The organism is Paraburkholderia haematera, from assembly GCF_905220975.1.
Taxonomy (GTDB): Bacteria; Pseudomonadota; Gammaproteobacteria; order Burkholderiales; family Burkholderiaceae; genus Paraburkholderia; species Paraburkholderia haematera.
Window position 1 is genome coordinate 77,815 of sequence record NZ_CAJNBK010000003.1, and the last position, 21,177, is coordinate 98,991.

Sequence of the window (21,177 nt, forward strand, 5' to 3'; positions counted from 1 at the left end):
CCGGTTCTGGCCGGCATTGCAATCTGGTATTTCTCGCGGGCCGACCGTCTGTTGCAGGTTGTTCGCGCGCGATAGCGCGCGTCGGCCAGCGGAGCCATCGCGCGGCTCCGTCACGACGGCCGCTGGGCAACGGTGCGCTTGCTGCACCGCCGCAAGTTCGATCGCTGCTTCCCCACACAGCCGTTTTTTCCGCCAGATCCCCCAAACTTGCTCTGGCGCGACACGCCAGGCCGACCACCCCAACACCCCGCAAACCCTTATCCAACAGGGCTTTAGCCGCCGCCTCCCGAGATCCGCGCGGCGGTGGTGTCGCATTTCCACATGTGGTTGTCGCAAATAGTCGGCTAGGCGTACTTTTTTCTGGCAACTATGTATGCACAGCGCGGACGGACGTCCGCCACGCGAGGAGAGCATTCAATGAATTCCCCCAAGGTCGTGGTCGAAGGGTTGTGCAAGGTGTTCGGCACTAACCCGAAACAGGCGATCGGCATGCTGGCAGGCGGTGCGACGAAAGAAGAAGTGTTCGCGCGCACCGGTCAGATAGTCGGTGTCCACAACGTATCGTTCGAAGTCAAGGAAGGCGAGATCTTCGTGCTGATGGGCCTGTCCGGCTCCGGCAAGTCGACGCTGATTCGCCTGATCAACCGTCTGGTCGAGCCGACGGCCGGCAAGGTGCTGATCGACGGCCGCGACGTGGCCAGCGTGCCGCGCGCGGAACTGACGGCGCTGCGCCGCAAGGACATGAGCATGGTGTTCCAGTCCTTCGCCTTGATGCCGCAGCGCACGGTGCTGTCCAACGCGGCCTTCGGGCTGGAAGTGGCGGGTATCGGCAAGAAGGAGCGTGAAAAGCGCGCCATGACGGTGCTCGAACAGGTCGGCCTCGCACCGTTCGCACAGAAGTTGCCGGCCCAGTTGTCCGGCGGCATGCAGCAACGCGTGGGTCTTGCGCGAGCGCTGGCGGTCAATCCGTCGCTGATGATCATGGACGAGGCGTTCTCCGCGCTCGATCCGCTCAAGCGCAAGGAAATGCAGAACGTGCTGCTCGATCTGCAACGCGAGCAGCAGCGCACCATCCTGTTCGTCTCGCACGACCTGGAAGAGGCGATGCGGATCGGCACCCGGATCGCGATCATGGAAGGCGGCAAGGTGGTGCAGGTCGGCACGCCGCAGCAAATCATCACCAATCCCGCCGACGACTATGTGCGCGCGTTCTTCGAAGGCATTGACACGAGCCGCTATCTGACGGCCGGCGATCTGATGCAGACGGACGCGGTGCCGCTCATGCAGCATTCGCCGCAGATCGACGCTTCGAGCGTGGCCGCGACGCTCAACGGCAGCGCCGATTACGCGTTCGTGCTCGACGCCGAGCGCAAGATCCGCGGCTTCGTGTGCCGCGACGCAATGGGCAGCGCGTCGCCCAAGCTCAATCACATCGAATGCATCCGCCGTACTACGCCACTGGACGACGTCGTCGAACGCGTGGTGGCGAGCCGTGCGCCGCTGCCGGTCGTCGAAGCGGACGGCTCCTACTGCGGTTCGGTCAACAAGACGAACGTGCTGAACGTTCTCACGCGCCATCGAGGTTCCCATGTCTGAAGTCATTCCACTTGGCGCCTGGGTCGATCACGGCGTTCACTATCTGCTCGACCACGACGCCAAAACATTCGATTCCATTGGCAAGGTCATCGAGAGTTTTGCCGCCCTGATCGAGCATGGGCTGCAAGCGGTGCCGATGTGGGCGCTGATGGCGTTTTTCGTGGGCGTCGGCTTGTGGCGGGTGGGTTGGCGTTTCGCGCTGTTCACGTTGCTGGCCATGCTGCTGATCTACGGCACCGGCTTCTGGGATCAGATGGTGATCACGCTCGGCCTCACGCTCTCATCGACCTTGATCAGCCTGCTGCTCGGCGTGCCGCTCGGCATCTGGACCGCGAAGAGCCGCACCGTCGAGATGATGGTGCGCCCCGTGCTCGACCTGATGCAGACCATGCCTGCATTCGTCTACCTGATTCCGGCCGCCATGCTGTTCGGTCTCGGCCGCGTGCCGGGGATCCTTTCCACGGTGATCTTCGCCATGCCGCCTGCTGTGCGTCTCACGTCGCTCGGTATCAAGCATGTGAATCGCGAAATCGTCGAAGCCGGGCAGGCGTTCGGCTGCACACCCTTGCAGTTGCTCTACAAGGTGCAATTTCCGAACGCGCTGCCGTCGATCATGACCGGCGTGAACCAGACCATCATGATGGCGCTCTCGATGGTGATCATCGCCTCGATGGTGGGCGCGGGCGGCCTCGGCAACGACGTGCTGGCGAGTATTCAGCGGCTCGATATCGGTCTCGGCTTCGAAAGCGGGCTTTCGGTGGTGATGCTTGCGATCATTCTCGACCGCATTACGGAGAGTTTCGGCCGCTCGCCGGGCACGGCGCGGGCGCCGCTGCTGTCGGGCTTGCGCAGCTTGATGAAGGTGCGGAAGGTGCGCCGGGCGCCGGCGGCGCAGCACGGCTGAACCGCCCATGAAGCGCGACGCGTTTCCCCCTGTCGAGGCCCCAACCGATTCGCCGCTGTCCGGGCTCGCGCACTTCGGCTTTCTGACGCTGCCGAACTTTTCGATGATCGCTTTTACGAGCGCGGTCGAAGTGCTGCGCATGGCCAACTACGTGGGCCGCGCGCAGCACTACACCTGGTCGGTGATTACGCCGGACGGCGAGCCGGCGCGCGCGAGCAACGGCATCACCGTGAAGCCGACCACAACGCTGGCCGAAGCCGGCATGCCGGACGTGCTGATCGTTTGCGCCGGCTGGCATGTGCGAAATTACGTGGACGATACGGTCATCGCCTTGCTGCAGGACGTGGCGTCGAAAGGGATTCCGCTTGGCGGCATCTGTACGGGACCGTACGCGCTGCTGGCCGCGAACCTGCTCGACGGTTATCGCTGTACCGTGCATTGGGAAGACATGTCGCCCCTGCACAAAAGTTATCCGCACGTGCGTTTCGCCGATGAACTGTTCGTGATCGACCGTGACCGGATGACGTGCACCGGCGGCACCGCGCCGCTCGATCTGATGTTGAACCTCGTCGGCATGCGTCTCGGCCATGCGGTCGCGGCGCAAGTGTCGGAGCAGTTCATTGTCGAGCGGATTCGCGGCTCGACCGATTATCAGCATATTCCCGTCGACGCGCGGGTGGGTTTCTCGCGTGCGGAACTGATCGAAGTCGTGCGCCTGATGGAAGCGAATATCGAAGAACCGTTGTCGCTCGATGAACTCGCGCGGCTCGTGAATCTGTCGCAGCGGCATTTGCAGCGGATGTTCAAGATGTTTTTAAGCGTGTCACCGACGCACTATTACCTGACCCTGCGTTTGCGTCGTGCGCGCGAACTGCTGCGCAATACGGACGCGTCGATCGCGCGGGTGACGGCCGTGTGCGGTTTTCATTCGCCGTGTCATTTCAGTAAGGCTTACCGCGCGCAATTCGGCCACGCACCGAGCGTCGAGCGGCGGCTGTCGGCGTGAATAAGTCAGTGTGAACGAGTTGGCATCAATGCGTTGGCATCAATGAAGTCGGCGTAAACGATCGCGCCTGGAAAATCCGGTCAGTCAAACCAGTCAAGCTTCAATCACCCAAAGGGAATGCCATGAAACGTTTGTGGGCTGCGTCGTTGTGCGCGCTGTCGGTCTCGTCTGTCTTTGCCACGGAACCTGCCACCTGCCGGGACGTCCGGTTCGCCGACGTCGGCTGGACGGATATCGCGGCAACGACCGGTCTCGCCTCGACGGTGCTCGAAGGGCTCGGCTACAAGCCGACCAAAACCATCGCCTCGGTGCCGATCACCTTCGCGGGTGTGAAGAGCAAGCAGATCGACGTGTTCCTCGGTTACTGGTCGCCGACCATGGACCCAATGATCGATCCGTTCAGGAAGGCCGGTCAGCTCACTGTGCTGCCCACGCCGAACCTGACCGGGGCGAAATACACGCTGGCCGTGCCGGACTACGCGTATCAGGCTGGCATCAAAACCTTCGCCGACATCGCGAAGAACTACGACAAGCTCGATGGCAAGATCTATGGCATCGAACCGGGTAACGACGGCAATGCGCTGATCAAGAAGATGATCGACAGCAACCAGTACGGCCTTGGCAAGTTCAAGATGGTGGAGTCGAGCGAGGCGGGCATGCTGGTCGAAGTGAATCGCGCGATTCGCGAGAAGAAGCCGATCGTGTTTCTCGGCTGGGAGCCGCACCCGATGAACGTGCAGATGAAGATCGATTATCTGTCCGGTGGCGACGACGTGTTCGGCCCCAACTACGGTGAAGCCAAAGTGATGACGGTCGTGCCGACCGATTACTCGGCCCGTTGCCCGAACGTCGCGAAGCTGGTGTCGAATCTGCACTTCACGACCGATATCGAGAACCACGTGATGCTGCCGATCATGAACAAGACGGATCCGAACAAGGCGGCGAAGGATTGGCTAAAGGCGAATCCGGCGGTGCTCGACAAGTGGCTTGCGGGCGTGAAGACCTTTGATGGGAAGGATGGTTTGCCGGCGGTGAAGGCTTATGTTGCGGGGCAGTGAGCGTTGAGGCTCAAGCTTTCGCGTTGCTCCGGCGGCGCGAAAGCGGCTTGCTAAAAAGCTGACCTGTCATGTCGGCGGGCCAGCTTGGGCAGTAAAGACGGAACAACAAACGCCGCGATCAAATCGCCTGAGCGCGCCCGGGGAAGGTTTCGTCATAACCCGAGCCGTTATCGACTTCCGCCGCCGTTCCGCGTTGCTCACGGTACATCATGGGCGGCAGGCCGAACTGCTTGCGGAATTCGCGGCCTAGATGCGAGGCATCGGAAAAGCCGCAGCTCGATGCGATATCCGCCACCGTTTTATCCGAACTGGTCAGCAGCCACGCCGCGGTACGCAAACGCACCTGCTTCGCATACGCCTGCGGCGCTTTACCGGTTTGCGCCTTGAAGAGCCTTTCAAGCTGACGCGGCGACAGATCGAGCTTGCGCGCCAGTTCATCGAGCGACAACGAACGCCCCACATGCTGCTCCATCAGCAGAATCGCGCGCTTCACCTTTGGATGCGCGGCGGGCGCCAATCCCGGCGGGTGCGGCTGTGGCGCATTACCTTTCTGCATATCGTCGACCAGCAGAATCCGCAGCGCCTTTTGCACCGTGGCCGTTTCAAAGTGCCGCAGCAGAATCGCCGCGGCCACGTCGATCGACGCGCGTCCGCCCGAACACGTAATGCGCCGACGGTCGATCACAAAGAGCCGATCCGCCACCAGCGCCTCCTCATTGACCGCCGGAAAGCGCTCGATGAAATCCCAATAGTGAAACCAGCTCACGCAGATGCGGTGGCCTTCCAGCACGCCCGCGCGCATCAGCGAAAACACGCCGGTGCACATGCCGACCAGCGTGGCATCGGTGGCGGCGGCGCGACGGATGAAGGCCAGCGTCGCGTCGTTCGCGGCCGGCCCGGAATGCAGCAGGCCGCCCACCACGACGACGTAATCGAACGGCTCGGCGTTGTCGAACGTCTCCCACGGCGTGATCTGAATGCCGCAACTCGCACGCACGGGGGCGAGGGTTTCCCCTATCACGCTCCACGAACAGCGCACGGGCTTGCTGAAGTCGCCCTCATCCGCGGACAGGCGCAGCAGGTCGACGAAACCCGAGAACGCCGTCAGCGTGAAGTTCGGCAGCAGGATGATGCCGAAGCGGATGCGCTGCTTCGAGGGGCCGTCGATTGATTGAAGGGGACGCGGTTCAGCGGAATTCATGCATGCAGCCAGCAAGGGAGAAGAGTTGAATCAAGCATAGCACCAGGGGAAAAGTGGCCCAGTCAGCGCTGGCATCAGCATCGCCAGCCGCAACCTGGGCGCCTGTCGCAAATGCGTCAGAAGTCATCGAAAATCCGCCGCCACCCTTGGGGCGCGGCCCGTTTGACGCCACTATCCCACTGTCATGCCGTTTTTATTCTATCGGCCAAATTTGACGTGCGGTGCAATAGGGACTAGTTCAAGCCAACCCGGCAACCCAGCTAATCCTGGTTGATTCTGGTCTCGCAACGTATAAGGCATGCCATGAACGTCAGCGTCTTCGATCTGTTCAAGATCGGCATCGGTCCCTCCAGCTCGCACACCGTCGGGCCGATGATCGCTGCATGCCGCTTCGCCTCGCACATCGAGGACGCCAATCTGCTTGGCTTCGTGCGCCGCGTCAAGGTCGAACTGTTCGGCTCGCTCGGCGCGACCGGCAAGGGGCACGGCACGGACAAGGCGGTGCTGCTCGGCCTGGAAGGCAATCTGCCCGATCTGATCGACCCGGACATCATTGAACCGCGCCTGCGGGAGATTCGCGACTCGAAGCAACTGGTTCTGCTCGGCAAGCACCCGGTCAAATTCGACGAGCGCGAACAACTCGGTTTCTTCCGCAAGCTGATGCCGGGCGCGCCGGGCTCGAGCATCGTGCATCCGAATGGCATGCGTTTTCAGGCTTTCGACGAGAACGGCCAACTGCTGGTGGAGAAAGAGTATTACTCGATCGGCGGCGGCTTTGTGATCAATCGCGAAGGCGACCGCGTGAACGGGCTGCGGGCCGGTGCGGAAGTGCCCTATCCGTTTCGCACCGGCGACGATCTGATGCGCGTGTGCCGGGAGACCGGTTTGTCGATCGCCGAGGTGACGTTGCGCAACGAATGTGCGTCGCGTTCCGAACAGGACGTGCGCGACGGGTTGCTGACGATCTGGCGCGTCATGTCCGCCTGCGTCGAACGTGGCTGCAAGGTGCGTGGCGAATTGCCCGGCCCCATGCACGTCAAGCGCCGCGCCGCCGACCTGTGCGCGCAATTGCGCTTCCGTTCGGAAGAGTCGCTGCGCGATCCGCTTTCGATGCTCGACTGGGTCAATCTCTACGCGATGGCCGTCAACGAAGAAAACGCGGCCGGCGGGCGCGTCGTCACGGCGCCGACCAACGGTGCAGCCGGCGTGATTCCCGCCGTGCTGCATTACTACGTGAAGTTCATGCATGCATCGAACGACGAGGGCATCGTCACGTTCCTGCTGACAGCGGCGGCGATCGGCATCATCTACAAGGAAACCGCTTCGATCTCGGGCGCGGAAGTGGGCTGCCAGGGTGAGGTGGGCGTGGCCTGTTCGATGGCCGCGGCGGCGCTCGCCGCCGTGATGGGCGGCACGCCGACACAAGTGGAAAATGCCGCCGAAATCGGCATGGAACACAACCTCGGCATGACCTGCGACCCGGTTGGCGGCCTCGTGCAGATTCCCTGCATCGAACGCAACGCGATGGGCGCGATCAAGGCGCTGAACGCCGCGCGCATGGCGATGAAGGGCGATGGCCAGCACTACGTGTCGCTCGACAACGTGATCAAGACCATGCGCGAAACCGGCGCGGACATGAAGACCAAATACAAGGAGACGTCGCGCGGCGGCCTCGCCGTGAACGTCATCGAGTGTTGAACTGAAGTTGAGTTGAAGCAGTCAGGAAGCAACGCGTAACAACAGGACCCAAAGGACCAACAATGAGCCGCTATTCGATATTCAGCCTGGTGCGCAACGGGATGTCGTATCACGAGAACTGGGAACGTCAGTGGAAGAGCCCCGAGCCCAAGCGTGAATACGACGTCGTGATCGTCGGCGGCGGCGGGCATGGTCTCGCCACTGCCTATTACCTCGCGAAGGAGCATGGCGTACGCAATATCGCCGTGCTGGAGAAAGGCTGGATCGGCGGCGGCAATACCGCACGCAATACAACGATCGTGCGCTCGAACTATCTGTGGGACGAATCGGCCGCGCTCTACGAAAAGGCGATGAAGCTGTGGGAAGGTCTCTCGCAAGACCTGAACTACAACGTCATGTTCAGCCAGCGCGGCGTGATGAACCTCGCGCACACGTTGCAGGACGTGCGCGACACCGAGCGTCGCGTGAACGCCAACCGGCTGAACGGCGTGGATGCCGAATTCCTCACGCCGGAGCAGATTAAGGAAATCGAGCCGACCATCAATCTGAATAGCCGCTATCCCGTGCTCGGCGCATCGATTCAGCGTCGCGGCGGTGTGGCCCGGCATGATGCGGTGGCGTGGGGTTTTGCACGCGGTGCAGATCAACATGGTGTCGACATCGTGCAGAACTGTCAGGTCACGGGCATTCGCCGGGACGGCAGTCAGGTCGTCGGCGTGGATACCACCAAGGGGTTCATCAAGGCGAAGAAGGTTGCGGTAGTGGCGGCGGGCAATACGTCCACGCTCGCCGATATGGCCGGCATCCGCTTGCCTTTGGAGAGCCATCCGCTGCAGGCGTTGGTGTCGGAGCCGATCAAACCGGTCGTCAATACCGTCGTGATGTCGAACGCGGTGCATGCCTACATCAGCCAGTCCGACAAGGGCGATCTGGTGATCGGCGCGGGTGTCGATCAATACACCGGCTTTGGTCAACGCGGCAGTTTCCACATCATCGAAGGTACCCTCGAAGCGATCGTCGAGATGTTCCCGGTGTTCTCGCGCGTGCGGATGAATCGGCAGTGGGGCGGTATTGTCGACGTGTCGCCGGATGCGTGCCCGATTATCAGCAAGACCGACGTGAAGGGGCTTTATTTCAACTGCGGTTGGGGCACGGGTGGGTTTAAGGCGACGCCTGGTTCGGGGTGGGCTTACGCGCACACGATTGCGAAAGATGAGCCGCATCCGCTCAATGCGCCGTTTTCGCTGGACCGTTTCTACACCGGTCACCTGATCGACGAGCATGGCGCCGCCGCCGTTGCTCACTAACGCTGACGCACCACAACGAATTGCGAGGGAGAACCAGATGCTGATGATCGAATGCCCGTGGTGCGGGCCACGCGCCGAAACCGAATTTTCTTGTGGCGGCGAAGCGGACATTGCACGTCCGCTCGACACCGAGAAACTCACCGACAAGGAATGGGGCGACTACCTGTTCATGCGCAAGAATCCGCGCGGCGTGCATCGCGAGCAATGGATGCACACGCAAGGGTGCCGCCGCTGGTTCAAGGCGCAGCGCGACACGGTGAGCTACGAAATCCAGGGCTACGAGACGTTCGAACGTCCGCTGCTCACCATGGACAGCAATCAGGCTGACGCACAAGGCAAGGCACAAGAGGGTAAGGCACCATGAGCCAGAAAGACCGACTCCCCAGCGGCGGGCGCATCAACCGCGCGATCGTACTGAACTTCACGTTCAACGGGCGCAAGTATCAGGGCTATCAGGGCGACACGCTCGCCTCCGCGCTGCTCGCGAACGGTGAGCATTTCGTTGCGCGTAGCTGGAAGTACCACCGGCCGCGCGGCATCGTGACGGCGGGCGTGGAAGAGCCGAATGCAATCGTGCAGCTCGAAACCGGCGCGTACACGGTGCCGAACGCGCGCGCGACGGAGGTGGAGCTGTATCAGGGGCTCGTCGCGACCAGCGTGAACGCGAAGCCGAGCATCGAGAACGACCGCATGGCGATCAACCAGAAGTTCGCGCGCTTCATTCCGGCGGGCTTCTACTACAAGACCTTCATGTGGCCGCGCAAGTTCTGGCCGAAGTATGAAGAAGTGATCCGCGATGCGGCGGGTCTCGGCAAGGCGCCCGAGCAAACCGATGCGGACCGTTACGACAAGTGCTTTGCGCATTGCGACGTGCTGGTGGTCGGCGGCGGCCCGACGGGTCTGGCGGCCGCGCATGCGGCGGCCTTGTCGGGCGCACGCGTGACGCTGATCGACGATCAGCCGGAACTCGGCGGCTCGCTGCTGTCGTGCCGCGCGGAGATCGACGGCAAACCGGCGTTGCAATGGGTCCAGAAGATCGAAGACGAACTGCGGCAGATGCCCAATGTGAAGATCCTGTGCCGCAGCACCGCGTTCGGTTATCAGGACCATAACCTCATCACCGTTACGCAGCGGCTCACCGAGCATCTGCCGGTGTCGCAGAGAAAGGGCACGCGCGAGCTGATGTGGAAGATCCGCGCGAAACGCGTGATTCTCGCAACGGGCGCGCATGAGCGGCCGATCGTGTTCGGCAACAACGATCTGCCGGGCGTGATGCTGGCGTCGGCCGTGTCGACGTATCTGCATCGCTACGCGGTGCTGCCGGGACGCAATGCCGTGGTGTTCACGAACAATGACGACGGCTATCAATGCGCACTCGATCTGAAAGCGGCCGGCGCCCAGGTGACCGTCATCGATCCGCGCGCGGCCGAATCGAAAGGCACGCTGCCCGCGCTCGCACGCCGCTACGGCGTCAAGGTGATGAACGGTGTCGCCATTACGGCTGCGCATGGCAAGCTGCGCGTGTCTTCTGTAGACATAGCGTCGTATTCGAACGGACAGGTCGGTGCGAAGCAGAGCGCGCTGCCCTGCGATCTGCTCGCGCTGTCCGGCGGCTGGAGCCCGGTGCTGCACCTGTTCGCGCAATCGGGCGGCAAGGCGCACTGGCATGACGACAAGGCCTGCTTCGTGCCGGGCAAGGCGATGCAGCCGGAGACGAGCGTTGGTGCGTGTGCCGGCGACTTCACGCTGGGACAGGGTATTCGCTTCGCCGTCGACGCCGGTGTCGAGGCGGCGCGTGCCGCCGGGCACATCGTCGCGCGGCCGAACCCGGTACAGGTGGCTGAGATCAGCGAAGCGAAGATGCAACCGCTGTGGCTCGTCGGCGGCCGCGAACTCGCGACGCGTGGGCCCAAGCAGTTCGTCGATTTCCAGAACGACGTTTCCGCGGCCGATATTTTTCTCGCGGCGCGCGAGGGCTTTGAATCCGTCGAGCACGTGAAGCGCTATACGGCGATGGGCTTCGGCACCGATCAGGGCAAGCTCGGCAACATCAACGGCATGGCGATTCTCGCGCAGGCACTCGGCAAGACGATTCCCGAGACGGGCACCACGACCTTCCGTCCCAACTACACGCCCGTTACGTTCGGCACGTTTGCAGGCCGCGAGCTGGGTGAGTTTCTTGACCCGGTCCGCAAGACGGCGGTACACGAATGGCACGTGGAAAACGGTGCGGCGTTCGAGGACGTCGGTAACTGGAAGCGCCCCTGGTACTTCCCGAAAGCGGGCGAAGACATGCATGCGGCGGTGGCGCGCGAGTCGCTGGCGGTGCGCACGAGCGTCGGTATTCTTGACGCCTCGACGCTCGGCAAGATCGACATTCAGGGCCCCGATTCCGCGAAGCTGCTGAACTGGGTCTACACGAATCCGTGGAGCAAGCTGGAAGTCGGCAAGTGCCGCTATGGCCTGATGCTCGACGAAAACGGCATGATCTTCGACGACGGCGTGACCGTGCGTCTCGCCGACCAGCATTACATGATGACCACCACCACGGGCGGCGCCGCGCGTGTGCTCACGTGGCTCGAGCGCTGGCTGCAAACCGAGTGGCCGGACATGCGCGTGCGGCTTGCTTCCGTGACGGATCATTGGGCAACCTTCGCGGTGGTCGGTCCGAATAGCCGCAAAGTTTTGCAGAAGGTCTGCCAGGACATCGACTTTGCCAACGCGGCGTTCCCGTTCATGAGCTATCGCGAAGGCACCGTGGCGGGCGCAGCGTCGCGCGTGATGCGGATCAGCTTCTCGGGCGAGCTGGCGTATGAAGTGAACGTTCCCGCGAACGTAGGGCGCGCGGTATGGGAGGCGCTGATGGCCGCAGGCGCGGAATTCGACATCACGCCGTACGGCACGGAAACCATGCACGTATTGCGTGCGGAGAAGGGCTACATCATCGTCGGCCAGGATACGGACGGCTCGATGACGCCGTATGACATTGGCATGGGCGGCCTGGTCGCGAAATCGAAGGACTTTCTCGGCAAGCGTTCATTGACTCGCTCGGACACCGCGAAGGCGGGGCGTAAGCAACTGGTCGGGCTGCTCGCGGACGATCCGTCGTTCGTGATTCCCGAAGGCTCGCAGATTGTCGCCGGTCCGTTCCAGGGCGATACCGCACCGATGCTCGGCCATGTTACATCGAGCTATTACAGCCCGATCCTGAAGCGTTCGATTGCCATGGCGGTAGTGAAGGGCGGTCTAGACAAGATCGGCGAAACAGTCACGATTCCGCTGGCGAGCGGCAAGCAGATTGCAGCCAAGGTCACCAGTTCGGTGTTCTACGACAGCGAAGGAGCACGTCAACATGTGGAATGAAACTAGAGGGACGGTGTCGGCGGTGGATCGCGCTGTCGGCCAGCAAACCGGCGTGTGGCAGGAGTCGCCGCTGGTGGGTACGGATGCATTGCTGAAGAAGCATCAGGCGACAGCGTCGGCGGCGTTCCGCTTGAGCGAGCGGCCGTTTCTGGAACTGGTGAACGTACGTGGCGATACGCGTGACGCCGCGTTCGTGAGCGCGGTGGAAAGTGTGATCGGCTGCCGGCCGCCGGAGAAGGCGAACACCCTTGCGCGCGGCAACGGCTACGACATGCTGTGGCTCGGTCCGGACGAGTGGCTGGTGCGCTCGGCTACGGCGCACGACGCAACCCGCACCGCGCCGCTGCAGCCGAAACTCGGCGCGGCATTTGCTGGCGTGTTCGCTTCGGCGGTGGATATCGGCAGCGGCTATACGGTGCTCGAAATCAGCGGTACGCGCACGCGTGACGTGTTGGCGCGCGGTTGCCCGCTCGATCTGCACCCGAAACTGTTCGGCGAAGGGCAGTGTGCGCAGAGTCACTTTTTCAAGGCATCGATGACGCTGTTGCCCACCGGCGCGGATAGTTTCGATATCGTTGTGCGCCGCAGCTTTGCGGACTATTTCGTCAAGATGATGCTTGATGCGGCCGAGCCGCTAATGTCGTGACATGCGGCGGGCGGTGCCTTGCTTGCTGAGGCACCGCCCGCGGCTCTACCGGCCGCCGACTGACATGACGTCGACACGTCTAGCCACCGCGCGTCTCACCGAGCGCGCGTGCCAACAGGGCGATGCCCATGCCGCGCTCGCGCTGCTCGATCAGAGCATCACGTTGCGGCATCGGCGCATTGCGCTGATTCGCTATCTCCTCGCGCAGCAGTTGGGCGCACCGCTGCAGTCGCGGCATCATGAATACGTTGAGAAGATTGCTGCTCGCCTGAGCGCGGATGCACTCGCACGCATTGTTGGTGCTGCGCGTGCGCGGCATCGACCGTAAGGGTCGGTTTCGCGTTGGCACGGCTTCGACATTGAAGCCTGCTTCGTGCGCGCTCATGAGCGCATGCATTGACGGAACGACGCCCCCGTTCCATCCCCATGACGTATTTCTTCTATGTGGCCGAATTATGTCGGCGTCTACTGAAATGCACTGATCGGAACGTCCACGCGGCAGCCGCCGCATCAACGAGGGGATCACATGTCTACCGCTTTTCAGCCTCGCGCGAGCGCAGCCGCCAGACTCGAACGACTGCCGTTCTCCGGATATCACCGGACCATCTTCATCATCATCGCGATCGCGTTCTTTTTCGACTCGGTCGATCTCGGCACCATGACCTTCGTGCTCGGCTCGATCAAGAGCGAGTTTCATTTGTCGAGCGCGACAGCGGGGCTGGTCGCGAGTGCGAGCTTCTTTGGCATGGTGATCGGCGCAGCCGGCGCTGGATTGCTGGCTGATCGCTTTGGACGACGCCCCGTGTTTCAGTGGAGTATGGTGCTGTGGGGACTCGCGTCGTATCTGTGTTCGACCGCGCAGAGTGTCGAAGCGCTTATCTTCTATCGCGTGCTGCTCGGTTTCGGCATGGGCATGGAGTTCCCCATTGCGCAGACGCTCCTGTCCGAATTCGTGCCGACAGCGTCGCGTGGACGACTGATCGCGCTGATGGACGGCTTCTGGCCGCTCGGTTTCATTACGGCGGGCGTGGTGTCGTACTTCGTGTTGCCGACTTTCGGCTGGCGCATGGAGTTCGCGTTGCTGGCGATTCCTGCCGTATTCGTGCTGATCGTGCGCCGCGTCGTGCCGGAATCGCCACGCTGGCTGGAACATCGCGGGCGCCTCGCCGAAGCGGACAAGATCCTTGCCGACGTCGAAGTGAAGGTCATGAAAGCGGCCGGCCTGAGCCAGTTGCGCGCGCCGGTGATGTTGCAGGAACCGCCGGCCGCGAAGGGCACGAGTGCGTTTCGCGAGATATGGAGCATGGCCTATCGGCGTCGCACGATCATGGTGTGGACGCTGTGGTTTTTCGCGCTGCTGGGATTTTATGGGCTGACTTCGTGGCTCGGCGCGCTGATGCAGCAAGCGGGTTTCGCGGTAACGAAGTCGGTGCTGTACACGGTGCTGATTTCGCTCGGCGGGATTCCGGGCTTCATCTGCGCGGCGTGGCTGGTCGAACGCTGGGGACGCAAGCCGACCTGTATCGCGTCGCTGGCCGGCAGCGCGGTCATGGCCTACGTCTACGGACAAACCGCGCTGCACGCGCAAACGCCGACGCTGCTGATCTGCGCCGGGCTCGCCATGCAGTTCTTTATGTTCGCGATGTGGGCGGTGCTTTACACCTATACGCCTGAACTTTACGGCACGGGTGCGCGGGCCACAGGATCGGGTTTTGCGTCGGCGATTGGCCGCGTGGGGTCCTTGATCGGCCCTTACGTGGTCGGTGTCGTGCTTCCGATGTTCGGGCAAGGCGGCGTGTTTTCGCTTGGCGCGATGTGTTTTGTGATCGCGGCCGCGGCGGTATGGATCATGGGGATCGAGACGCGTGGGCTGGCGCTGGAGACCCTGGTGTCCGAGGCTGTTGAGACGGACGCGCACGGGGTGTTGAGTCCCGCGCGCGAGTGAGGCCAGCGGCGGGTGTTAAACCGCCGCAGCCTCGCGTTTTCTCGACGCCACGCCGCGGGCCACAAAATACGGCGTCTCCACCCGCGCCAGCGCGTCGCGCCCGCGAATCCGGTCGGCAATCTTCTCCGCCATCATGATCGTCGGCGCGTTCAGATTGCCGGTGGTGATCTGCGGCATGATCGACGCGTCGACGACGCGCAGCGCTTCCATTCCATGCACGCGGCCCTCGTTATCCACCACAGCCATATCGTCATAGCCCATCTTGCACGAGCACGACGGGTGAAACGCCGTCTCCGCACGCATTCGCACGAACGTGTCGAGTTGCTCATCCGTGGTCAGTTCCGCGCCCGGATTCAGCTCGCGGCCGCGATAACGATCGAGCGCCGGTTGCTGCATGATCTCGCGTGTAATGCGGATACCGTCGCGGAATTCGCGCCAGTCGAGCGGATCGGCCATGTAGTTGAACAGGATGCTCGGATGTGCGGCAGGATCGCGTGACGTGAGCTTCACGCGGCCACGACTTGGCGAACGCATCGATCCGACGTGCGCCTGAAAGCCGTGCATCTTGATCGCGTTTGAGCCGTTGTAGTTAATCGCGACCGGCAGGAAGTGATACTGGATGTTTGGCCACAGATCGTCGTCGCGCGTACGGATGAAGCCGCCCGCCTCGAACTGATTGCTCGCACCGATACCCGTGCCGTTAAGCATCCACTCAAGTCCGATTGCAGGCTGATTCCACCACTGCAACGCGGGATACAGCGAAACCGGCTCCTTGCATTCGTATTGGATATACATCTCCAGATGGTCCTGCAGGTTTTCGCCGACGCCAGGCAGATCGTGCACGAGCGGCACGTCGAGTTCACGCAGCCACGTCGAGCGGCCCACGCCTGAGCGTTGCAGCAATTGCGGCGAGGCAATCGCGCCGCTGCACACCAGCACTTCGCGGCGTGCCTGCGCAGTCACGGCATGGCCGTGATGCAGATACGCGACGCCAATCGCACGCTTGCCCGAGAACAGCACGCGATCGGTCATGGCATGCGTCACGATGGTCAGATTCGGGCGCGCCTTCGCGCGATCCAGATAGCCGCGCGCCGTGCTGGCGCGTCTTCCATTCGCCGTGACCGTGCGGTCCATCGGGCCGAAGCCTTCCTGCTGATAGCCGTTGAGATCGTCGGTACGCGGAAAACCGGCCTGCACGCCGGCCTCGACCATCGCGGCAAACAAGGGATTGTTGCCGGGTTTGCTCGTTGTCACATGAACCGGGCCGTCACCGCCGTGATACGCATTCGCACCGACATCGCGTGTTTCGGCTTTGAGGAAATACGGCAGGCAATCCAGATAGGTCCAGTTTTCCAGGCCGGCGCGTCCTGCCCAGCCGTCGTAGTCGAGTGCATTGCCGCGGATGTAGCACATGCCGTTGATCAGCGACGAACCGCCGAGCCCCTTGCCGCGTCCGCACTCCATGCGGCGGTTGTTCATATGCGGCTCGGGATCGGTTTCGTACGCCCAGTTATAGCGCCGCCCCTGCAAAGGATAGGCGAGTGCCGCGGGCATCTGCGTGCGAAAATCGAAACGGTAGTCGGGGCCGCCTGCTTCGAGGAGCAGCACGGTCACGTTTGCGTCTTCGGTCAGGCGCGAGGCGAGCACGTTGCCCGCCGAACCCGCGCCGACGATGATGTAGTCGTATTCGTTCGAAGCCATCGCCACACTCCTTAGAACACCGGTTGATAGGGGCCGAGTTCCACCTGCACGGATTTGATGCGCGTGTAGTGTTCGAGCGTGGTGATGCCGTTCTCGCGGCCGACGCCCGATTGTTTGTAGCCGCCCACCGGCATTTCCGCGGGCGACTCGCCCCACGTATTGATCCAGCAGATACCCGCTTCGAGGCGATGAATCACGCGATGCGCACGCGCCAGGTTCTCGGTCACCACGCCCGCAGCGAGACCATAAGCGGTGCTATTGGCACGCAGGATCGCTTCGTCTTCGTCGTCGAAAACGAGGATGCTCATGACCGGGCCGAAGATCTCTTCGCGCACGATACGCATGTCGTCATGACAACCGGTGAAAACCGTCGGTTCGACGTACTGGCCGTTGCGGAAGTGGCCTTCCGTAAGCCGCTTGCCGCCGGCAATGAGCCGCGCGCCTTCCTGAACGCCGCTTTCGATATAGCCGAGCACTTTCTGCAATTGCGCGGCGCTCACCAGCGGGCCGAAATTGGTGTCAGCGTCAGTGGGCGCGCCGACGCGAATCCGCTTGACGCGCGCAAGCACCAGCGCTTCGAACCGTTCCAGCACGCTACGCTGCACGAAGACACGTGTGCCATTTGTACAAACCTGACCGGAGCTAAAGAAGTTGGCGCTCATCGCGATGTCGGCGGCGCGTTCCAGGTTGGCGTCGTCGAAGACGAGCAGGGGAGACTTGCCGCCCAGCTCCATCGTCACTTCTTTCAACGACGAAGCGCCGGCCAGCGACATGACCTTTTTGCCCGTTTCAACGCCGCCGGTGAACGAAATCTTTTCGATGTCGGGATGGGTGGCGAGCATCGCGCCAACGCGCCCGTCGCCTTGCACGACATTGAACACGCCGGCGGGCACTCCGGCTTCGGTATAAATCTCGGCGAGTTTCAGCGCGGACAGCGGCGTGATTTCACTCGGCTTGAAGATCATCGCATTGCCGGCCGCCAACGCGGGCGCCGATTTCCAGCAGGCGATCTGGATCGGGTAATTCCACGCGCCGATACCTGCGCACACGCCGAGCGGTTCACGCCGCGTATAAACAAACGACGAAGGCCGCAACGGAATCTGTTGCCCTTCAATCGCGGTCGCAAGCCCCGCGTAATACTCGATCACGTCCGCACCGGTGACGATATCGACCGCACGGGTCTCCGCGATCGCCTTGCCGGTGTCGCGGGTTTCGAGCGCGGCGAGTTCGTCATTGCGCTCGCGCAGGAGATCGACCGCGCGGCGCAAGATGCGCGAGCGCTGCATCTCCGTGAGCGCGGCCCATTCGCGTTGGCCGTCGCGCGCGGATTGCACTGCGCGATCTACGTCAGCGGCCGAGGCTTGTTGCACGGTCGCAAGTGTTTCGCCGGTGGCGGGGTCGAGCGTGTCGAAAGTCTCGCCACCGGTTGCATCGACATAGGCGCCGCCGATATAGAGACGTTGCGTTGCGAATACCGCCATGACTTGCTCCTTTCTATAAATGTCGCCGGACTAGTTGCGTGCTTCCAGCACCAGATCGATGTATTCATTCGCCACGCGCAGTGCAGCCTTGGTATCAAAGGGCTCACCGGACAAAGCGCCGCGCAACCACAGTCCGTCGATCAACGCCGCCAAGCCGCTTGCCGCACGGCGCGCCGCCGCACGCGGCAGTGCTTTAGAAAAATCCGCGCACAGGTTCGAGTTCAGCCGGCGCGTGTTCACGTACTGAAGCCGCCGCAATTGCGGCTTGTGCATGCTCTCGGACCAGAACGCAAGCCACGTTTTCATGACCGTGCTGCTGGTCTGCTCGGCGTCGAAATTCGCCGCTACGACCGCGCGAAGTTTCGAGCGGGGATCCGCTTTCGCCGCACGGCGCCGTCTCGACGTGGCTTGCCAGAGGTCGCGCAGCACGTGGCGCATGGTGGCTTCGAGCAAACCGTCCTTGTCGCCGAAATAGTGGCTCACGATGCCGGTGGAAATGCTCGCGCGCTGTGCGACCGAAGCGAGCGTGGCACCGGCCAGGCCGGTCTGGTCGATGGTGAGCAGGGTTGCGTCGATCAGCTGGGCGCGGCGGATTTCGCGCATTCCAAGTTTGGGCATGGTGCTAGGGGTGGCAGGCGCAGGCTTGCCGCCCAAGTGTTCGATGGGCCATGTTAGTTTTTTTATATTGAACGGTCAATCAATAAAAAATGAAAGGAATCAGCGTGGACGCGGGTTGCACCTTGCGTGTCGGTTCCTGCCAAACCGGTGTCGTGTTCAGTACATGTCCTTTGTTTCAGCGGGCGCTACGCTCGTTGAACGGCGTGCCACATCGAGTCGGGCGCGCCGCTCACAAGACATGGAGACAGGCAAATGAGCAGCAATCGCGGTGTCGTGTATCTAGGGCAGGGCAAGGTGGAAGTGCAGTCGATCGACTTTCCGAAGATGGTCGATCCGCGTGGCCGGTCAATCGGCCACGGCGTGATCCTGAAGGTGGTCAGCACGAATATTTGCGGCTCCGATCAGCACATGGTGCGCGGCCGCACGACCGCCGAGGTCGGCCTCGTACTCGGCCACGAGATCACCGGCGAGGTGATCGAGGTGGGCCGCGATGTTGAAACGTTGAAGATCGGCGACCTGGTGTCGGTGCCCTTCAACGTTGCTTGCGGACGCTGCCCGACCTGTAAGGCGCAGCACACCGGTGTGTGCCTGAATGTGAATCCGTCGCGGGCGGGCGGCGCTTATGGCTACGTCGACATGGGTGGCTGGATCGGCGGTCAGGCCGAATACGTGCTGGTGCCGTACGCCGACTTCAATCTGCTGAAATTCCCCGACCACGCCCAGGCGATGTCGAAAATCCGCGATCTCACGTGTTTGTCCGACATTCTGCCGACCGGCTACCACGGCGCAGTGATGGCGGGCGTGAAGCCAGGCGCTACCGTCTACATTGCAGGGGCAGGGCCGGTAGGAATGGCCGCGGCCGCTTCGGCGCGCTTGCTGGGCGCGGCCTGCACGATCGTCGGCGATATGAATGAGGCGCGCCTCGCGCATGCGCGCAAGATGGGGTTCCAGACCATCGATCTGTCGAAGGACGCCACGCTCGGCGAGCAGATCGAGCAGATTCTCGGCAAACCCGAAGTGGATTGCGCGGTGGACTGCGTCGGCTTCGAGGCGCACGGCCACGGCAGTAGCGGTTCGCATGAGGAAGCGCCAGCCACGGTGCTCAATTCGCTGATGGAAATCACCCGGGCCGCGGGCGCGATCGGGATTCCAGGCCTTTACGTGACGGACGATCCGGGCGCTACCGATGCCGCCGCCCGCAAAGGCAGCCTGAGCATCCGCTTCGGTCTCGGTTGGGCCAAGTCACACTCGTTCCATACCGGACAGACGCCGGTGATGAAGTACAACCACAATCTGATGCAGGCGATCTTGTGGGACCGGTTGCCGATTGCGGACATCGTGAATGTGACGGTTGTCTCGCTCGACGAGGCCCCTGAGGGTTACCGCCAGTTCGACGGCGGCGCGCCGAGAAAGTTTGTGATCGACCCGCACGGACTGTTGAAGGCGGCTTGACGCACGAAGGGACCGCATTCGCGGTCCTGTCCCAGACTGTCACGCAAGGCTGAACAGCGTGATCACAACGTACGCGTTGAGCGGGCTCCCGTTCAACGCGTTGTGTTTTCAGGCGGCGAAGTTGTCAGTGAGGCAATCGAATCAGGCCGCCATCACAGGCGTGACGGAAGCCAGCGACGGCGCCTGCCTGCGCCTCTCGCGCGTGGGCGCGGTGCCGAACGCGTCGCGATAGCTCTTCGAGAAGTGGCAAGCCGACTGGAAGCCGCAAGCCATCGTGATATGCATGATCGACATGTCGGTCTGCAAGAGCAACTCGCGGGCGCGCCGCAAGCGCAGCGTCAGATAGTAATGCGTGGGCGTCATCCCCAGATGCTCGCGGAACAGGCGCTGCAATTGCCGTTGCGACATGCCGGCGAGCCGCGAGAGCTCCTCGCGTGAAAGCGGTTCTTCGATGTTGTTCTCCATCAGCGCGATCACTTCGAAGAGCGACTTGTTGGCCGAACCAAGCCGCGCCACCAGCGGCATTTTCTGCTGGGCGCTCGTATCGCGCACATGTTCGACGATGAACTGCTCGGCGATCTGCGTGACCCGTGCGGTGCCGACACGCGGCGCGATCAGATTGAGCATCATATCGAGCGGCGCGACGCCACCGGTGCATGTGACGCGATCGCGATCGATCACGAACAGTTCTTTCAGAAAGCGCGTGTCGGGAAACTCTTCCTTGAGCGCCGACATGTTCTCCCAGTGAATCGCACACGCGTAGCCAGCGAGCAAGCCGGCACGCGCCAGCGCATAAGTGCCGGTGCACAGGCTGCCGAGCACGCAACCCATGCGGGCGAAGCGGCGCAACGCGGAAAGATGGGCGGGGGTGGTGGCGCGTTGCACGTCGATACCGCCGACCACGAACACGATGTCCGGCTGACCGACACATTCAACGGGACCGGTATCGACCGCGAGGCCGTTGCTCGCCGTCACCGGGCCGCCTTCGGGGCTCACGATCGACCAGCGGTAAAGCGTTTGTCCTGTCAGGTAGTTCGCCATGCGGAGAACTTCGATCGCGTTGGTGAACGCGATCATCGTGAAGTTCGGAACCGGCATGAATGCGAAATGCGACAGCGACGCCGTGCGATCGGTGGACATGGGGGAGATGATTCCTTCGAATCTGTAATGTCGCGTCGCCGTGGGGTGCGGCGACTCCTGC

17 protein-coding genes are annotated in these 21,177 nt (G+C 62.5%); 12 read left to right on the top strand and 5 right to left on the bottom strand.

All coding sequences use genetic code 11. The features are described 5' to 3' along the window. Positions 1–417: 417 nt before the first annotated feature. From KHO23_RS07670 to KHO23_RS07685, 4 genes are all read left to right on the top strand, one after another. Positions 418–1,596, top strand: coding sequence for a quaternary amine ABC transporter ATP-binding protein (locus tag KHO23_RS07670; protein WP_211610420.1), 1,179 nt, complete (start codon positions 418–420; stop codon positions 1,594–1,596). Continuing rightward, the gene (gene choW / locus KHO23_RS07675) at positions 1,589–2,500 is read left to right on the top strand and encodes a choline ABC transporter permease subunit (protein ID WP_211610421.1); all 912 of its coding nucleotides are present in this window, start codon (positions 1,589–1,591) and stop codon (positions 2,498–2,500) included. Before KHO23_RS07670 ends, choW begins: the two co-directional genes overlap by 8 nt. A gap of 7 nt (positions 2,501–2,507) precedes the next feature. After that, positions 2,508–3,506, top strand: a complete 999-nt coding sequence (locus tag KHO23_RS07680) for a GlxA family transcriptional regulator (protein ID WP_211610422.1) — start codon at positions 2,508–2,510, stop codon at positions 3,504–3,506. A gap of 122 nt (positions 3,507–3,628) precedes the next feature. Continuing rightward, on the top strand, positions 3,629–4,564 hold the full coding sequence (locus tag KHO23_RS07685) for a choline ABC transporter substrate-binding protein (RefSeq protein ID WP_211610423.1): 936 nt from the start codon (positions 3,629–3,631) through the stop codon (positions 4,562–4,564). Positions 4,565–4,682: 118 nt separating this feature from the next. Here the strand turns inward: KHO23_RS07685 and KHO23_RS07690 are convergent, their stop codons facing one another. After that, positions 4,683–5,765, bottom strand: coding sequence for a GlxA family transcriptional regulator (locus KHO23_RS07690; protein WP_211610424.1), 1,083 nt, complete (start codon positions 5,763–5,765; stop codon positions 4,683–4,685). Positions 5,766–6,068: 303 nt separating this feature from the next. Between KHO23_RS07690 and KHO23_RS07695 the strand changes: the two genes are divergently transcribed. From KHO23_RS07695 to KHO23_RS07725, 7 genes are all read left to right on the top strand, one after another. Then, positions 6,069–7,463 (top strand): L-serine ammonia-lyase, encoded by a 1,395-nt coding sequence (locus KHO23_RS07695; RefSeq protein ID WP_211610425.1) that lies wholly within the window; start codon positions 6,069–6,071, stop codon positions 7,461–7,463. A gap of 62 nt (positions 7,464–7,525) precedes the next feature. Continuing rightward, positions 7,526–8,770 (top strand): sarcosine oxidase subunit beta family protein, encoded by a 1,245-nt coding sequence (locus KHO23_RS07700; RefSeq protein WP_120295063.1) that lies wholly within the window; start codon positions 7,526–7,528, stop codon positions 8,768–8,770. A gap of 37 nt (positions 8,771–8,807) precedes the next feature. Then, positions 8,808–9,134 carry a sarcosine oxidase subunit delta gene (locus KHO23_RS07705; protein ID WP_211610426.1) on the top strand — a complete coding sequence of 109 codons (327 nt, stop codon included), beginning with the start codon at positions 8,808–8,810 and terminating at the stop codon, positions 9,132–9,134. Continuing rightward, entirely contained in the window at positions 9,131–12,133 is a 3,003-nt protein-coding gene (locus KHO23_RS07710; protein ID WP_211610427.1) for a sarcosine oxidase subunit alpha family protein, read from the top strand. Before KHO23_RS07705 ends, KHO23_RS07710 begins: the two co-directional genes overlap by 4 nt. Beyond that, on the top strand, positions 12,123–12,779 hold the full coding sequence (locus KHO23_RS07715) for a sarcosine oxidase subunit gamma (protein WP_211610428.1): 657 nt from the start codon (positions 12,123–12,125) through the stop codon (positions 12,777–12,779). The genes KHO23_RS07710 and KHO23_RS07715 overlap by 11 nt, the downstream gene beginning before the upstream one ends. A gap of 64 nt (positions 12,780–12,843) precedes the next feature. Then, complete coding sequence (locus KHO23_RS07720) at positions 12,844–13,107, top strand: SET domain-containing protein (protein ID WP_211610429.1); 264 nt, start codon at positions 12,844–12,846, stop codon at positions 13,105–13,107. A gap of 198 nt (positions 13,108–13,305) precedes the next feature. Beyond that, positions 13,306–14,724, top strand: a complete 1,419-nt coding sequence (locus KHO23_RS07725) for an MFS transporter (protein WP_211610430.1) — start codon at positions 13,306–13,308, stop codon at positions 14,722–14,724. A gap of 15 nt (positions 14,725–14,739) precedes the next feature. Here the strand turns inward: KHO23_RS07725 and betA are convergent, their stop codons facing one another. Genes betA through betI form a run of 3 tightly spaced genes read right to left on the bottom strand, consistent with a single transcriptional unit; the run spans position 14,740 to position 18,524 of the window. Further along, positions 14,740–16,425, bottom strand: a complete 1,686-nt coding sequence (gene betA / locus KHO23_RS07730; RefSeq protein WP_211610431.1) for a choline dehydrogenase — start codon at positions 16,423–16,425, stop codon at positions 14,740–14,742. Positions 16,426–16,436: 11 nt separating this feature from the next. After that, on the bottom strand, positions 16,437–17,906 hold the full coding sequence (gene betB, locus KHO23_RS07735) for a betaine-aldehyde dehydrogenase (RefSeq protein ID WP_211610432.1): 1,470 nt from the start codon (positions 17,904–17,906) through the stop codon (positions 16,437–16,439). Positions 17,907–17,936: 30 nt separating this feature from the next. After that, positions 17,937–18,524, bottom strand: coding sequence for a transcriptional regulator BetI (gene betI / locus KHO23_RS07740; protein ID WP_211610433.1), 588 nt, complete (start codon positions 18,522–18,524; stop codon positions 17,937–17,939). A 252-nt stretch (positions 18,525–18,776) separates the two neighbouring features. On the opposite strand from betI, the gene fdhA reads away from it, so the two are divergent. Further along, positions 18,777–19,976, top strand: a complete 1,200-nt coding sequence (fdhA, locus tag KHO23_RS07745; protein WP_201080680.1) for a formaldehyde dehydrogenase, glutathione-independent — start codon at positions 18,777–18,779, stop codon at positions 19,974–19,976. A gap of 141 nt (positions 19,977–20,117) precedes the next feature. Here fdhA and KHO23_RS07750 read toward each other — a convergent pair whose 3' ends face one another. Beyond that, complete coding sequence (locus tag KHO23_RS07750; RefSeq protein ID WP_211610434.1) at positions 20,118–21,116, bottom strand: GlxA family transcriptional regulator; 999 nt, start codon at positions 21,114–21,116, stop codon at positions 20,118–20,120. Positions 21,117–21,177 lie beyond the last annotated feature (61 nt).

Bases quoted from the DNA above. Each gene is read 5' to 3' on its own strand.
- KHO23_RS07710 (WP_211610427.1), top strand. From the start codon at position 9,131: ATGAGCCAGAAAGACCGACTCCCCAGCGGCGGGCGCATCAACCGCGCG.
- betI (WP_211610433.1), bottom strand. From the start codon at position 18,524: ATGCCCAAACTTGGAATGCGCGAAATCCGCCGCGCCCAGCTGATCGAC.
- KHO23_RS07690 (WP_211610424.1), bottom strand. From the start codon at position 5,765: ATGAATTCCGCTGAACCGCGTCCCCTTCAATCAATCGACGGCCCCTCG.
- KHO23_RS07750 (WP_211610434.1), bottom strand. From the start codon at position 21,116: ATGTCCACCGATCGCACGGCGTCGCTGTCGCATTTCGCATTCATGCCG.
- KHO23_RS07685 (WP_211610423.1), top strand. From the start codon at position 3,629: ATGAAACGTTTGTGGGCTGCGTCGTTGTGCGCGCTGTCGGTCTCGTCT.
- choW (WP_211610421.1), top strand. From the start codon at position 1,589: ATGTCTGAAGTCATTCCACTTGGCGCCTGGGTCGATCACGGCGTTCAC.
- KHO23_RS07705 (WP_211610426.1), top strand. From the start codon at position 8,808: ATGCTGATGATCGAATGCCCGTGGTGCGGGCCACGCGCCGAAACCGAA.
- KHO23_RS07725 (WP_211610430.1), top strand. From the start codon at position 13,306: ATGTCTACCGCTTTTCAGCCTCGCGCGAGCGCAGCCGCCAGACTCGAA.
- KHO23_RS07680 (WP_211610422.1), top strand. From the start codon at position 2,508: ATGAAGCGCGACGCGTTTCCCCCTGTCGAGGCCCCAACCGATTCGCCG.
- KHO23_RS07715 (WP_211610428.1), top strand. From the start codon at position 12,123: ATGTGGAATGAAACTAGAGGGACGGTGTCGGCGGTGGATCGCGCTGTC.
- KHO23_RS07695 (WP_211610425.1), top strand. From the start codon at position 6,069: ATGAACGTCAGCGTCTTCGATCTGTTCAAGATCGGCATCGGTCCCTCC.
- KHO23_RS07720 (WP_211610429.1), top strand. From the start codon at position 12,844: ATGACGTCGACACGTCTAGCCACCGCGCGTCTCACCGAGCGCGCGTGC.
- KHO23_RS07670 (WP_211610420.1), top strand. From the start codon at position 418: ATGAATTCCCCCAAGGTCGTGGTCGAAGGGTTGTGCAAGGTGTTCGGC.
- fdhA (WP_201080680.1), top strand. From the start codon at position 18,777: ATGAGCAGCAATCGCGGTGTCGTGTATCTAGGGCAGGGCAAGGTGGAA.
- betB (WP_211610432.1), bottom strand. From the start codon at position 17,906: ATGGCGGTATTCGCAACGCAACGTCTCTATATCGGCGGCGCCTATGTC.
- betA (WP_211610431.1), bottom strand. From the start codon at position 16,425: ATGGCTTCGAACGAATACGACTACATCATCGTCGGCGCGGGTTCGGCG.
- KHO23_RS07700 (WP_120295063.1), top strand. From the start codon at position 7,526: ATGAGCCGCTATTCGATATTCAGCCTGGTGCGCAACGGGATGTCGTAT.